This is a genomic window from Tepidibacillus sp. HK-1 (assembly GCF_001748485.2).
Classification (GTDB): domain Bacteria; phylum Bacillota; class Bacilli; order Tepidibacillales; family Tepidibacillaceae; genus Tepidibacillus_B; species Tepidibacillus_B infernus.
In genome coordinates this window covers 1-13,522 of record NZ_BDGM02000016.1, presented here as the reverse complement: position 1 = coordinate 13,522, position 13,522 = coordinate 1, and the positions used below count along the sequence as shown (strand labels likewise).

Genomic DNA, 13,522 nt, shown 5'->3' with positions numbered 1-13,522 from the left:
CACCTTAACAAACAATTTTGCCGATGCAAAGTTGTTCAGGAAGTCGAAATTGGAATTATGATTTTGAAGGAACAAAAGTCTTTTTAAACTCATCAATGGCACGAGAAAGCTTTTCTTCTGTATCACTTGCTAAGTCTTTTGTTTCACGGATCGTTGCTAAAATTTCTGGATGCGAAGTATCCATAAAGGTTAACAATTCTTTTTCAAAACGTTTTACATCTTCTAAAAGAACGTCATCTAAAAATCCTTTAATGGCTGAGAAAATAGAAACAACTTGTTTTTCAACAGGCATTGGTTGATATTGGTCTTGCTTCAAGATTTCCATTGTACGCTCGCCTCGTGTCAAACGAGCTTGTGTTGCTTTATCTAAATCTGACCCAAATTGAGCAAATGCTGCTAATTCGCGGTATTGTGCAAGGTCAAGACGCAATGTACCTGCTACCTTTTTCATCGCCTTAATCTGAGCGCTTCCTCCTACACGAGATACAGATAAACCAACACTAACTGCTGGTCGCATACCTGCATAGAAAAGATCAGACTCAAGGAAAATTTGGCCATCTGTGATCGAAATCACGTTTGTTGGAATATAAGCAGAAACATCTCCTGCTTGTGTTTCGATAAATGGAAGGGCTGTTAATGATCCTCCACCTAATGCATCACTTAATTTTGCAGCACGTTCAAGTAAGCGTGAATGAAGATAGAATACGTCTCCAGGATAAGCTTCACGACCTGGTGGACGGCGTAATAATAGTGATAGCTCACGATAAGCGGCTGCTTGTTTTGATAAGTCATCATATACAACGAGTACATGTTGCCCCTTATACATAAAGTATTCTCCCATTGAGACTCCTGCATAAGGTGCCAAGTACAAGAGTGGTGCTGGTTCAGAGGCATTAGCAGTAACTACAATCGTATAATCCATTGCACCGTGTTTACGTAGTGTTTCCACTACGCCTGCCACAGTAGATTGCTTTTGACCAATTGCAACATAGATACAAATCATATTTTGGCCTTTTTGGTTGATAATCGTATCAATCGCAATGGCTGTTTTACCTGTTTGGCGGTCTCCGATGATTAACTCCCGCTGTCCACGACCAATTGGTACCATGGAATCAATCGCCTTAATTCCTGTTTGCATTGGCTCATGAACAGATTTACGATGAATAACACCAGGTGCTGGTGATTCAATTGGACGATACTCTGTTGTTTGGATTGGGCCAAGTCCATCTACTGGCTGTCCAAGTGGATTCACAACGCGGCCAAGTAATGCCTCTCCAACAGGCACTTCCATAATACGTCCTGTACGTTTTACTTGATCTCCTTCGCGGATCTCTGTATATGGACCGAGGATAATGACACCCACGTTATGTTCTTCAAGGTTAAGAGCCATTCCCATGACACCATTAGCAAACTCTAATAGTTCACCGGCCATTACCTGTTCAAGACCATGAATACGGGCGATTCCATCCCCTACCTGAATCACAGTACCAACGTCTGCAACTTCAATTTCTGATCGGTATGATTCAATCTGCTGTCTAATAAGCGAGCTGATTTCTTCAGGTCTGATACTCATTTTTCCACCCCTATCTTTAAACTCGCGATGCCACAAGGCTTCTTTTTATCTCATGTAATTTCTTTTTAAGGCTTCCATCATATAGACGGTCTCCTATTCGGATGATCATTCCGCCTACAATCGTTGGATCAACGATATTATGTAAGCGAATAGTTTTCCCAAATTTTCTCTGAAGTGAGTGTTCGATTTCTTCTCTTTCAGTTCTCGCAAGTTGTACGGCGGTGATTGCAGTGACGTCTGCTATCCCGCGTACCTCATTTGCTAGTTTAATATATTCTTGTAAGACGCCTTCAAGATATTCTTCTCGTCCACTGTCTACAAGCTGAAAAAGGAAATTTTTTGTAATCAGATCAATCGATTCACCAAAAGCATTGTCGATGATCTGTTTTTTCTTTTCTCCTTCAACTAAAGGATGGCGCAAAAAGGAGAGAAAACCCTCTGTCTCATTGAATACTTTTGAAATGAGTTTTAAATTTTCTTCTACTTGATCTAATAACCCCTTTGAATTTGCTACTTCAAATAACGCTTTCGCATAACGTTTTGCAACAAGGCTATTCATCATAGGCTTTCCCCTACTTGTTTCATAAACTCATCAATCAATTTAGATTGTTCTTTTGTGTCAAGTTCTTTTTCAATAATTTTGGATGCTAGCAATACGGATAAGGAGCCTACTTGCTCACGTAAAGCTGCTACGGCCTTTTCTTGTTCAAGTTGAATCTCTTGAATCGCTTGATCTTTCATCCGCTCTGCTTCGCGTTTTGCAGTTTCCATAATTTCATCTGCTTGTTTTATACTAGAAACTCGAGCACGCTCAATTATTTCTTGAGCTTCAATTCTTGCCTTTTGGATGGCTTCGTTTTGCTCTTTAATCAATTGTTCAGCTTCTTGGCGATTTTTTTCTGCCATTTTGATTTCATTTTGGATGCGTTCTTGTCGTTGGACCATCACTTTAACCAATGGACCAAATGCATATCTCTTTAACAGGAGATATAATAAGGCAAAGGCTATAATCTGGATGAAAAAACTGCCTAAAGCAATTTCCACAAAAGTCACTCCCTTCACAAATAAGTAAAAACGGGATACGAAAAAGGAAGGCGGGGACTTATCCCCCCCTACCAACTTATCTAAATGTCACATTATCTTGTGAATAGAATAATAAATGCAAATACAGCTACGATAATAGGTAATGCCTCGATTAGACCTACACCGATAAACATTGTGGTTTGTAAGAAACCTCTAGATTCAGGCTGACGAGCAATCCCTTCTACTGTACGTTGAATAACCCATGCGTTTCCAAGACTTGCTCCTAAAGCCGCCAAACCAATAGCTATTGCTGCTGCTAATATTTCCATGAAAAATTTCCTCCTTAAAAATTAATTTTTATTTTTATAAATTTTTTAAAACTTTTTTTATTAAAGAAACGTTGTTAATAGTAACCTTTGTGAGCATCTGTTGAATTAATGGTGAATTTTTTGGGAAATATACACCATGCTTAAGATCGTAAAGACGTAGGCTTGGATCGCACCAACAAAGACACTAAATCCTTGCCATATCACCAAAGGAACAACTCCAGCAAAACCCATCATGAGAATAACCCCAATTAGAACTTCACCAGCAAAAATGTTTCCAAATAGACGGAAACCTAAGGTTAGTGTTTTTGCAAACTCTTCAATGATATGAAGTGGGAAAAATAAAAAATGGGGCTCAAAATAATGTTTGATGTAATTTTTGATTCCAACAAATTTTACACTGATAATGTGAGTTAAAATAATGATTGAGAGTGACATCGCTAAGGTGACACTTGCATCCGCAGTAGGGGATTTCCACCATGCTAGTTCAACCTCGTGATGCGCTGATTCTTTGATCATCTCTTCAGTTACGATATCCATACCAAAGAGACTAAATGGTTGATCATGAATTGTAATGAAATTTAGCGGCAAACCTAGCAAGTTTCCTATAAAAATAAATAGGATTAGTGTAAGCCCTAAATAAATAAAGCCTGCACCTTTTTTCAGGTCCATCGTACTTCCAATGATGCCATGTACAAAGTCTACGATCCATTCAAGAACATTTTGTAGTCCTGAAGGCGTATCAGACGTTAAACGTCTTGTCCCTGCAATGGCAAGTACCAGAACAATAATAAAGGTCACAATGGTCATCAATGATGTCGATAGATTAAATGTTAACCAAGGTAGCGACTCAGGCGCCCACAATGGTTGTTCATGACCCATATTCTCACCCCTTTCCTGTGGATATTTTGTTTTTCTCTCTTATGCTATTTATTATTCCATCCACGATTGTGACGATTTGTATAAGGAACAAACCGATGACCGTGGAAACTAGATGCAACTGTTCAGGATATTGAAAAACTAGCATGATCGCTAAAATCGAGGTTGCAAATCTTGTAAACATCCCTACAAACATTGGTCTTTTTCTTGTTTGTGCTTTTACTTTAATTGCAATTTCGCCAATTCGATTCACTTTCCAAGCAGTATGTAACAGATTTAATAAGCCTACTGCTAATCCTAGCGCTAATCCTAAGAAAATAGCTGAATAAGGCGTAATCACACCAATCATAAATAAACTTAGTAGAATGAGAGTATAGCGAACAATTCTAATGATTCTTGCCTTAAAATCACTCATAGAAGGATGTCCCATTGCTAGTCTCCTAAAAAGGGCTTAATTAAACCAATGACAGACCAGATTCCAAATATGATCCCCACAATCATACCAATGATTAAAAAAACCGGAGATGTATGTAAATATAGGTCAACTTTTTTACCAATCCATAGTCCGACAAGAAGAAATATGGCAGCGTTAACACCAATCACACTAACAACGGCTAATGCCCGCCAAGGATTTTGATTTTTTGGATCTTGGTTCTGTGTCATTGTGCTACCACTCACAAACCTTTCAAAAAAAAAGAGATTTTTGTATGTATCCATTGTTAAAATCATTCGCCTTAAACAGTATACCAAAGACTTTTTTAAATGTTCAAGAAATTTTTACAATGAATAATAATCTCTAAATTTTGTGAAGTTTTATTTAAAGATCTAAATGGATATTAACAAGGTTATCGTACAATATGGCCCTTTCTTTGTCAATCATAACAATGATAGGGAAATCTTGGATCGATGTATATTTGTTGGAATGGGATGGGACGGTCTTTTTGTTGACCAAAGTGGTATAGAATCGCTTCAGCTATCCTTTCTGAAGCTTGTCCATCACCATATGGATTTGCTGCCCTTGACATTTGCTCATATGCCTCTTTGTTAGATAATAGCTGATGGGCTTGAGCATAAATCTCCTCTTCTTCTGTCCCTACTAATTTTAACGTTCCTGCTTCAATTCCTTCAGGCCGTTCTGTGGTATCACGCAAAACCAATACGGGTACACCGAAAGAGGGTGCCTCTTCTTGAACTCCCCCTGAATCTGAAAGGATGAGGTGTGCTCGCGCCTCAAAATTATGAAAGTCGATGACATCAAGTGGATCGATTAAATGAATTCGATCGTGATGCCCTAATATCTTGATTGCCAACTCTTTTACAACAGGATTAAGGTGTACAGGGTAAACAACCGCTATCTCTGGATGGGTATCAACCAAGCGACGAATCGCTCTAAAAATTCGTTCCATCGGTTCTCCAAGGTTTTCTCGACGATGCGCTGTTATGAGTACCATTTTCTTACTGCCTATTTTCTCTAAAACAGGATGTTGATATTCTTTTTGAACCGTTGTTTTAAAGGCATCAATAACGGTATTTCCTGTGATATAGATGTTATTCTCTATTTTATTTTCTCTTCGCAAATTCTCTGCAGACCAATCTGTTGGTGCAAAATGGAGATCTGCCAACACCCCTGTAAGTTGTCGATTCATTTCTTCTGGGAATGGAGAGTATTTATTCCCTGTCCTTAAACCTGCCTCCACATGGCCAACAGGTATTTGTTGGTAGAAAGCAGCTAAACTGCCAACAAAGGTCGTGCTTGTATCCCCATGTACTAGAACGAGATCTGGCTTTTCTTTCATCATCACTTCTTCCAAACCTTGTAATGCCCTTACTGTAATGCCTGTCAAGGTTTGCCTTTGTTGCATGATGTTCAAGTCGTAATCAGGAGCGATTTGGAAAACGTCTAATACCTGATCTAACATTTGTCGATGTTGGGCTGTTACAGTGACAATACATTCGAATTGCTCTTTTTTTTGTTGCAATGTTTTGACTAAAGGCGCCATTTTAATCGCCTCTGGCCTTGTCCCAAATATGGTCATTACTTTTACTTTTTTCACGATTGAAATCCCCTTTTACTTTGCAAAGCTTCTACTTTGTTCCAAAAAGTCGATCCCCTGCATCTCCTAATCCTGGAACGATATAGCCATGGTCATTTAATTTCTCATCAACGGCTGCTACATAGATATCTACATCATCATGGTCTTGTTGAACCTGATTAATTCCTTCTGGAGCAGCAATTAAACACATCAATTTAATATTTTGTGCACCTTTTTCTTTAAGCAATTGAATGGCTGCTGATGCAGAACCACCAGTTGCCAACATGGGGTCGATCACAATAAGGTCGCGTTCAGCAATATCTGAAGGTAATTTTAAATAATATTCCACAGGCTTTAATGTTTCTGGATCACGATAAAGGCCAACATGACCTACTTTTGCAGCAGGGATAATTTTTAAGATGCCATCTACCATTCCTAATCCAGCACGCAAGATAGGTACAAGCCCAATTTTTTTCCCTGCAACTACCTTTGTTTTTGCAAGGCTTACAGGCGTTTCGATCGTAACTTCTTCTAATGGTAGATTACGGGTAATTTCGTAAGCCATCAGTGTGGCCACTTCATCTACTAACTCCCTAAATTCCTTTGTTCCAGTATTTTTATCACGTATGTAAGTCAATTTATGTTGAATTAAGGGATGATCAAAAACATATAATTTGGACATGTTACTACTCCTTTGATTTTCTTCTTTTTTATAGATCTTTGTATAGAGGGAATCGTTTCACTAATTCGACAACTTTCTCTTTTGCTTGTTGATGGACTGCTTCATCTGTTGGATTCTTTAATGTCATGCTGATAATCTCAGCGATTTCCTCCATTGCTGCTTTATCCATTCCCCTAGTCGTGACAGCAGCTGTGCCAATGCGAATTCCACTGGTAATAAATGGACTGGTAGAATCGAAAGGAATGGCATTTTTATTACATGTAATTCCAATCTCATCAAGAAGATGTTCTGCTTCTTTTCCAGTAATATCCATTTCGGTTAGATTGACAAGGATCAGATGGTTGTCAGTCCCGCCAGATACTAATTTAAATCCTCGATCAATTAAACTTTGGGCTAAATGTTTGCTGTTTTCGACGACTTTTGTTGCATACTCTTTAAATTCAGGTTGTAAAGCTTCACCTAATGCAACAGCCTTTGCCGCAATCACGTGCATCAAAGGACCACCTTGCATACCTGGGAAGACCGTTTTATCTAAAACTTTTGCATATTCTGCTTTACATAAAACCATTCCACCCCTTGGGCCTCTTAAGGTTTTATGTGTCGTTGTCGTTACAAAATCAGCATATGGTACAGGATTTGGATGCAAACCCGTTGCTACCAATCCAGCGATATGCGCCATATCTACCATCAAAAGCGCTCCTACCTCATCTGCAATCTCCCTCATTTTGGCAAAATCGATGATCCTTGGGTAGGCACTAGCACCAGCAACAATCAATTTAGGTTGATGTTCCTTAGCCAGCTTACGCACTTCTTCATAATCGATTTGTTCTGTTTCAGGATCGACACCATAGGAAACAAAATGATAAAGGATTCCAGAAAAATTAACAGGACTACCATGTGTTAAATGACCACCATGGCTTAAATTCATTCCTAAAACAGTATCTCCAGGATTTAAAACAGAAAAATAAACAGCCATATTCGCTTGAGCACCAGAATGGGGTTGGACGTTAGCATGTTCTGCTGCAAACAATTGCTTTGCTCGCTCTCTAGCTAAATCCTCAACAATATCTACATATTCACAACCGCCATAATAGCGTTTGTTAGGATATCCTTCAGCATACTTGTTAGTCATGACAGAACCTAACGCCTCTAAAACTGCCTCACTTACGAAGTTTTCCGACGCAATCAATTCTATTTTAGACCTTTGACGATTGATTTCTAATTGTATAGCTTCTGCTATTTGTGGATCTTGCACTTTTAACCTTTCCATAACTGTCTCCCCTCTTTCAATTCTCACTTCTCACATCTCATATCTATATTGTATTGTGCCCTTGCCCCACCGATTAGTTTTGGTCTTGTTTTGGCCATATTCACATGTGCTTCACCAATTTTCTTTACTTTGGAACGGACAGGGACAGCGACATGTTTTAGATGCATACCAATCAAAGTATCACCAATATCTATCCCTGCATCTGCTTTTATAAATTCTACTACAACAGGATCCTTCATTTGCTGAAAGGCATAGGTTGCCATTGCACCTCCTGCTTTTCGCACTGGAACTACTGTAACGACTTCTAAGCCAAACTGTTCAGCTGTTTCTTTTTCAACGACTAATGCCCGATTGATATGTTCGCATCCTTGGAAAGCTAGATGAAAACCATGTTGTTCTTTTGCTTTAGCTACTTCTGTATAAATAGCCTTTGCTACTTCTTCACTACCTGCTGAACCAATATGCTGACCCAATACCTCACTTGTACTGACACCTAACACTAGAATTTGTTTGTGGTTTAAAGGGAAAGATTGGATCAAATCCTCTAAAACTGCTCTAACTTGGGATTGAATCTCAATGGTATCCATCCAAAATCACTCCTTTAAGCGATTCTCAATTTGCATGATCTTCTGCACTCTTCTCTCGTGGCGACCGCCTTCAAATTGTTCTTGTAACCAAATTCGTGCAATATCTTCTGCAACATTGAAACCAGTGGTTCGACCCCCTAAACACAATATGTTTGAATCATTATGTTGCCTTGTAACTCTTGCTGAATAGCAATCATGGACTAAAGCTGCACGAATGCCTTCTACTTTGTTTGCGGCGATCGACATGCCAATCCCTGTTCCGCAAATTAAAATACCCCGATCCACTTCTCCTTTCGCCACTTTGTGGGCTACTGGCAATGCATAGTCTGGATAATCTACAGATTCAACACTGTCTGTACCCAGATCTTCATACTCAATACCCATATCATCCATGATCATTTTGATATGTTCTTTTAATTCGTACCCACCATGGTCTGATGCGATTGCCACCTTCATTTCTTTTCCCTCCATCTTCATCATTCTCCATATTATTACCCAAACAATTTTAACATATTGCAGAAGAAGACTCCATCTTCTCCATTAAAAAAAGGTTTGTATATTCCAACGGAATATACAATCCCTTAAATGAAAAGTGGAAGAAAGTTATACTTTCTTATTTTAAAAAAGAGTGGGTTTAAACCCCTCTCTTAGACACGAAACTTTTCTATTAATTCTTTTAAATGATATGCGGAATCTCTTAATTGTTGAACTGTTGCAGCGATTTCTTCCATTGCCGCCGTTTGCTCTTCGGTTGTCGCTGCCACTTGCTGTGCTCCTGCCGAAGTTTCTTCTGCAACCGCTGCCATATTTTGAGCCTCTGACAATGTTTCCTGAATATGTTGGAATTGTTTTTCGATCAGTTTAGTAATCTCTTCAATAGAGAACACTACTTGGTTCACAGATTCACCAATGCTAGCAAGAGATTGTTTTGTTTTTTCTCCCCGATTCGATTCTGAGGTTGCTAGCTCTACTTGTTCAGAGATTTTCCTTACCACGTTATGTACTTCTTGTTGCATTTGTCCAATAATAGAACTAATATTTTGAACAGCTTTTGTACTTTGGTCTGCTAGTTTCCTTACCTCATTGGCTACAACAGCAAATCCCCGTCCATGTTCACCGGCTCTTGCCGCTTCTATGGAGGCATTTAAGGCTAACAGATTGGTTTGCTCCGCTATATTTCCTACCACTTCGGTAATGGTACTAATTTCTCCAGCGTTTTTTTCTAGCCTTTTTACTAAATCAATCGATTCTTGGTTGGCGTTTGCAATATGATGTAGTCCTTCTACTAATGAATGGACGACTTCAATGCTTTCTTTGATGACTTGTTCCATGTAGTGGGAATGGTTTTTAGTTTGGTTGGCTTTTTGCTTGACTTCTTCTGATAAGCGATTGATTTGAGTCAATGATTCTACTGTCGCATTGGTTGCAATTGCTTGCCGCTCTGCTCCTTTAGCAATCTCTTCAATCGTTCGAGAAATATTTTCTGCTGAGTTGGCCGATTGTTCAGATGCAAGGATTAATTCATCTACATTATTATTGGTAAGTTCAAAATTTCCATTGATATCACGTACCATCATTCGTAGATTTGTTAACATTTGGTTAAAGGCAATTCCCAATGCTCTTAATTCATCATCAGATTTAACGACCTTCACATCTCTACTTAAATCACCTGTTGCTGCAATTCTTGCTGATTGTTCCAGTTCGATCAACGGTTTCGTTAGAATTCTAGAAGCGACATAGCCAAAAAAGATTGTCCATACTACACCTAAAATCAAAGTAAGAATAACAAAAAGTTCAAATGTTAAAAAAGGCATTCGATTAAGAATCGCGTCTTTTAAAACAATGATGAAAAATGCACTTGTCCCATATGTAATGAAAGATAGCATCGAAATGCCTGTAACAAATTTTTTGGTTAAACTAAATTTAAACTTATTTTCCCCTTTTTCCATTTCCTCACCAACCTTTTGATTAAAAGTCTTTTTTATTGCCAAATTCCACTAGCTAAGTAAGTATTCGCTAAGAAGGTGGCTACTCCTTCATATTCCCTAATTTTTTTTGTGATTATAGGATTTTTCTTCTATCCAAAAATGTTCGAATGGCTGCTTCAATCTCTTTGGCTGTTTCTCGGTAAACTTCCAAATCGTTCCCAAATGGATCGGAAATATCTCCGGATTCTTTAAGCATTTTTATTTTTTCGATAAACTCAGGGTATTGCTCTACTAATACCTGTTTATGTCCTTCTGTCATGGTAAACACAAGGTCTGCCCATTTTAATAATTTCCTTGTTACTTTTTTTGCACTGTGGTCGTCTTCTACACCATATTCCTGCATGACGGTTCTTGCATGCTCAGATGCAGGGAGATCTTCAATCGCCAAAATTCCAGCTGATTTTACAGCTAGTTCCAACCCTTCATCTGTAGCTATTTTTTTTAAAATTTTCTCTGCCATTGGGCTTCGACATGTGTTGCCTGTACATACAAATAATACATTCATGACTAAAACCATCCTTCTCTTCAATGATTTAATTGATAGACAATATACATAATGAGAATCCCGATCCCCATTCCAAATTGCCCCAATAAACGATGTAACTTCATGCTTTCTGGTCCTATATCTTTAACGACTAAATACCCCATTGCACCAGCAGCCACACTAAGTCCAATAGAAATCCAATAGGGTACCATCTCGCCGATGAGGATACTGATCCATGTACCTAAAGGAATAAATAAACCTGTTGAAAGTGGAATTAAAAAAATAGTCAATGAGCGAAGTTTACTTAACATCAGGGTTGAAGCTACTCCTAACCCTTCGGGAATATTGTGCAAAGCGATGACTAGGGCGACGCGAATGCCTAACTTTTCTTGTGTTTCAAATCCCGCCCCAATTGCTACACCTTCAGGTAAATTATGCAAAGCAATCGCAAGGGTGAAAAAAATGGCCAGCTGTCGATAATATCGTTCTTCTGCTATTTGATTTAGATGATTGGACAAGGGTAGAAATTTGGCAATAAACCAATCAACTAAAGACATAATAAGAATGCCAATCAAAAGACCAATCCAGGTATATTTTATGTTCCCATAAGTGAATGAGGCTGGAAGTAAATCAACAAAAACAACCATTCCCATCATGCCGGCAGAAATACCTAGATAAAATCCCAACACTCTTGAATCAGGACGTCCAAACCAAAGAACCATTAAACCACCTATTCCGGTGGCAAGACCTGACAATAGGCTAATCAAAATGATTTGTTCCATGGCTACACCAAAAATTTAATGCCAAAGACGAGCAGAATGATACCACCAAGTGCTTCTCCATAATCCCCGAGCCAATCGCCAATCTTATCCCCTAATGTTAAGCCTAAGGCAGTCATTGCTCCACCTATGATACCAAACAATAAAACAACAAATAAAAAATCTGCAGAAAAAAGCCCTAAGGATAGACCGACAGATAAAGCATCAATACTAACACTAAAAGCGAGTAAAAATAACCCGATTCCTACTGTTTGGTCTAAAACATGCGCTTTATTGCTTAAAAATGACGACCAAAGCATATTCGCACCAAGCATCACTAAAATGATTCCTCCAACCCAAGTAGCAATGTCCCCTATAAAGGTGGAAAGAAAGTGCCCGATCACCATTCCAATGAGTGGCATCAATATATGAAAAATACCTATGGTGATACTAATCTTGCTGATTTGAGCCCAAGATAATTTTTGCATTCCAATACCGATTCCTAAAGAAAAGGCATCCATTCCTAGAGCAATGCCTATCATAAGAAGTGCCATAATTTGCCCTAGGTTTGTCATCCATTCCATAGCAACATCCCCTCCATAACCTTGTCTATCCAACATTATGCAAGGGGTTGTCTCTTTATACGTCAATCATTTTTCCACCTGCTGCTTTTTTTATTCGATTCATAATAGCTAGACCAATTCCCGCTTCCCCCACACCCTCAACTAATATATAATCGATCTTTTGTTGATCAAATGTTCGCAACGCATCATATAGATGTACTGCTAATGGGTGTAGATTATTTTTGGAACCATAACCTAAAACCAAGTCAGCTTTTAAAATCTCCTTTTCATGCTCGCGGAGCGTTAATACGCCTACTTTTTTCCCTTCATTAGTCATTTGATTAGCCAGTTGATTGATTTTATCTATAACCGCTTGTTCCTTCCCACGAACGATCCACATCTCTCCTGTTGGAGCATAATGGGTATATTTCATTCCCGGTGATTTTGGTTTTTCTTCTTCTTTAATAAGTGCAGGGTCTAAGGACACAACACCAAGAACGGCTTCTAATTCTTCGATGGTTATACCACCAGGCCTTAAGACTGTTGGAATTTCCTCAGTTAGATCAATGACTGTAGATTCTAAGCCTACACCTGTTGGCCCACCATCGACAATTCCTTCGATTCTATCCTGTAAATCATGCCAAACATGATCTGCAGTCGTCGGACTAGGTTTTCCAGAGCGATTAGCACTAGGCGCTGCAATCGGTAGATCTGCTGCCTTAATAACTGCAAGGGCTACAGGATGATTAGGCATTCTAACCGCCACAGTGGGAAGTCCAGCTGTAACTAATGGGGATATTCCATCTTTTCGTTTAAAAATAATGGTTAAAGGTCCTGGCCAAAACTGATCCATTAGTCTTTTGCTACGTTTATCCACATCTTCAACAAGCTGCTCTAGCTGTTTATAGCTGGCAATATGGACGATTAGTGGATTATCACTAGGACGCCCTTTTGCTGCAAAGATTTTTTTTACTGCTTCTGTATCTAAAGCATTTGCGCCAAGGCCATATACTGTTTCTGTAGGAAAAGCGATCACTTCCCCTTCCCTTAAACGCTTGGCTACTTCTATGATATCAGGATGACATTCATCCACAAATTTATCCACATTCCAAATCTTCGTTTTTGTTTCAAGCATCCTATTTGCTCCTAACCTGTTTCGTTGTGAACTACCCGCCACCTACGCTTGCTTAGAGGTGGGGGTTTCTAAGGTAATCGCACCTAACGGTACGAAATTTACTTAGCTATCGAGCCTGTTCCATGCTCTATTTATGATTATACTAACAGTCGCAATCCTTCACGCTTGATATTGATAGAAGCGTTCCAATCTCTATCTGCCATAAAACCACAATCACAATG

At 38.9% G+C, this 13,522-nt stretch carries 17 protein-coding genes; all 17 read right to left on the bottom strand.

Features of this window, described 5'->3' with window-relative positions:
- Positions 1–55 precede the first annotated feature (55 nt).
- Positions 56–1,573, bottom strand: a complete 1,518-nt coding sequence (gene atpA, locus BEN26_RS09280; RefSeq protein ID WP_069798337.1) for a F0F1 ATP synthase subunit alpha — start codon at positions 1,571–1,573, stop codon at positions 56–58.
- A gap of 16 nt (positions 1,574–1,589) precedes the next feature.
- Complete coding sequence (locus BEN26_RS09275; protein ID WP_069798335.1) at positions 1,590–2,135, bottom strand: F0F1 ATP synthase subunit delta; 546 nt, start codon at positions 2,133–2,135, stop codon at positions 1,590–1,592.
- Positions 2,132–2,617 carry a F0F1 ATP synthase subunit B gene (gene atpF / locus BEN26_RS09270; RefSeq protein WP_069798333.1) on the bottom strand — a complete coding sequence of 162 codons (486 nt, stop codon included), beginning with the start codon at positions 2,615–2,617 and terminating at the stop codon, positions 2,132–2,134. The genes BEN26_RS09275 and atpF overlap by 4 nt, the downstream gene beginning before the upstream one ends.
- Positions 2,618–2,709: 92 nt before the next feature.
- Positions 2,710–2,925, bottom strand: a complete 216-nt coding sequence (atpE, locus tag BEN26_RS09265) for a F0F1 ATP synthase subunit C (protein ID WP_069798331.1) — start codon at positions 2,923–2,925, stop codon at positions 2,710–2,712.
- A 105-nt stretch (positions 2,926–3,030) separates the two neighbouring features.
- Entirely contained in the window at positions 3,031–3,804 is a 774-nt protein-coding gene (gene atpB, locus BEN26_RS09260; RefSeq protein WP_069798329.1) for a F0F1 ATP synthase subunit A, read from the bottom strand.
- 4 nt (positions 3,805–3,808) lie between these two features.
- Positions 3,809–4,231 carry an ATP synthase subunit I gene (locus tag BEN26_RS09255; RefSeq protein WP_068726641.1) on the bottom strand — a complete coding sequence of 141 codons (423 nt, stop codon included), beginning with the start codon at positions 4,229–4,231 and terminating at the stop codon, positions 3,809–3,811.
- A 2-nt stretch (positions 4,232–4,233) separates the two neighbouring features.
- Positions 4,234–4,464 (bottom strand): AtpZ/AtpI family protein, encoded by a 231-nt coding sequence (locus BEN26_RS09250; protein WP_069798327.1) that lies wholly within the window; start codon positions 4,462–4,464, stop codon positions 4,234–4,236.
- A gap of 209 nt (positions 4,465–4,673) precedes the next feature.
- Positions 4,674–5,855: a non-hydrolyzing UDP-N-acetylglucosamine 2-epimerase gene (wecB, locus tag BEN26_RS09245; RefSeq protein WP_069798320.1), complete on the bottom strand. Its 1,182-nt coding sequence runs from the start codon at positions 5,853–5,855 to the stop codon at positions 4,674–4,676.
- A 31-nt stretch (positions 5,856–5,886) separates the two neighbouring features.
- Positions 5,887–6,516, bottom strand: a complete 630-nt coding sequence (gene upp / locus BEN26_RS09240; protein WP_069798318.1) for a uracil phosphoribosyltransferase — start codon at positions 6,514–6,516, stop codon at positions 5,887–5,889.
- Positions 6,517–6,544: 28 nt separating this feature from the next.
- A complete protein-coding gene (locus tag BEN26_RS09235) occupies positions 6,545–7,786 on the bottom strand; it encodes a serine hydroxymethyltransferase (protein ID WP_069798316.1) in 1,242 nt (413 codons plus the stop codon).
- A 23-nt stretch (positions 7,787–7,809) separates the two neighbouring features.
- Positions 7,810–8,373, bottom strand: coding sequence for a TIGR01440 family protein (locus BEN26_RS09230; protein WP_069798314.1), 564 nt, complete (start codon positions 8,371–8,373; stop codon positions 7,810–7,812).
- Between the two features lie 6 nt (positions 8,374–8,379).
- Positions 8,380–8,829 carry a ribose 5-phosphate isomerase B gene (gene rpiB / locus BEN26_RS09225; protein WP_069798426.1) on the bottom strand — a complete coding sequence of 150 codons (450 nt, stop codon included), beginning with the start codon at positions 8,827–8,829 and terminating at the stop codon, positions 8,380–8,382.
- A 191-nt stretch (positions 8,830–9,020) separates the two neighbouring features.
- Positions 9,021–10,322 (bottom strand): methyl-accepting chemotaxis protein, encoded by a 1,302-nt coding sequence (locus BEN26_RS09220; protein WP_069798312.1) that lies wholly within the window; start codon positions 10,320–10,322, stop codon positions 9,021–9,023.
- A 112-nt stretch (positions 10,323–10,434) separates the two neighbouring features.
- Positions 10,435–10,866, bottom strand: a complete 432-nt coding sequence (locus tag BEN26_RS09215) for a low molecular weight protein arginine phosphatase (RefSeq protein ID WP_068726657.1) — start codon at positions 10,864–10,866, stop codon at positions 10,435–10,437.
- Between the two features lie 20 nt (positions 10,867–10,886).
- Positions 10,887–11,627 (bottom strand): ZIP family metal transporter, encoded by a 741-nt coding sequence (locus BEN26_RS09210; RefSeq protein WP_069798310.1) that lies wholly within the window; start codon positions 11,625–11,627, stop codon positions 10,887–10,889.
- A gap of 2 nt (positions 11,628–11,629) precedes the next feature.
- Complete coding sequence (locus BEN26_RS09205) at positions 11,630–12,187, bottom strand: manganese efflux pump MntP (RefSeq protein WP_069798424.1); 558 nt, start codon at positions 12,185–12,187, stop codon at positions 11,630–11,632.
- A gap of 55 nt (positions 12,188–12,242) precedes the next feature.
- Entirely contained in the window at positions 12,243–13,301 is a 1,059-nt protein-coding gene (locus tag BEN26_RS09200; protein WP_069798308.1) for an L-threonylcarbamoyladenylate synthase, read from the bottom strand.
- Positions 13,302–13,522 lie beyond the last annotated feature (221 nt).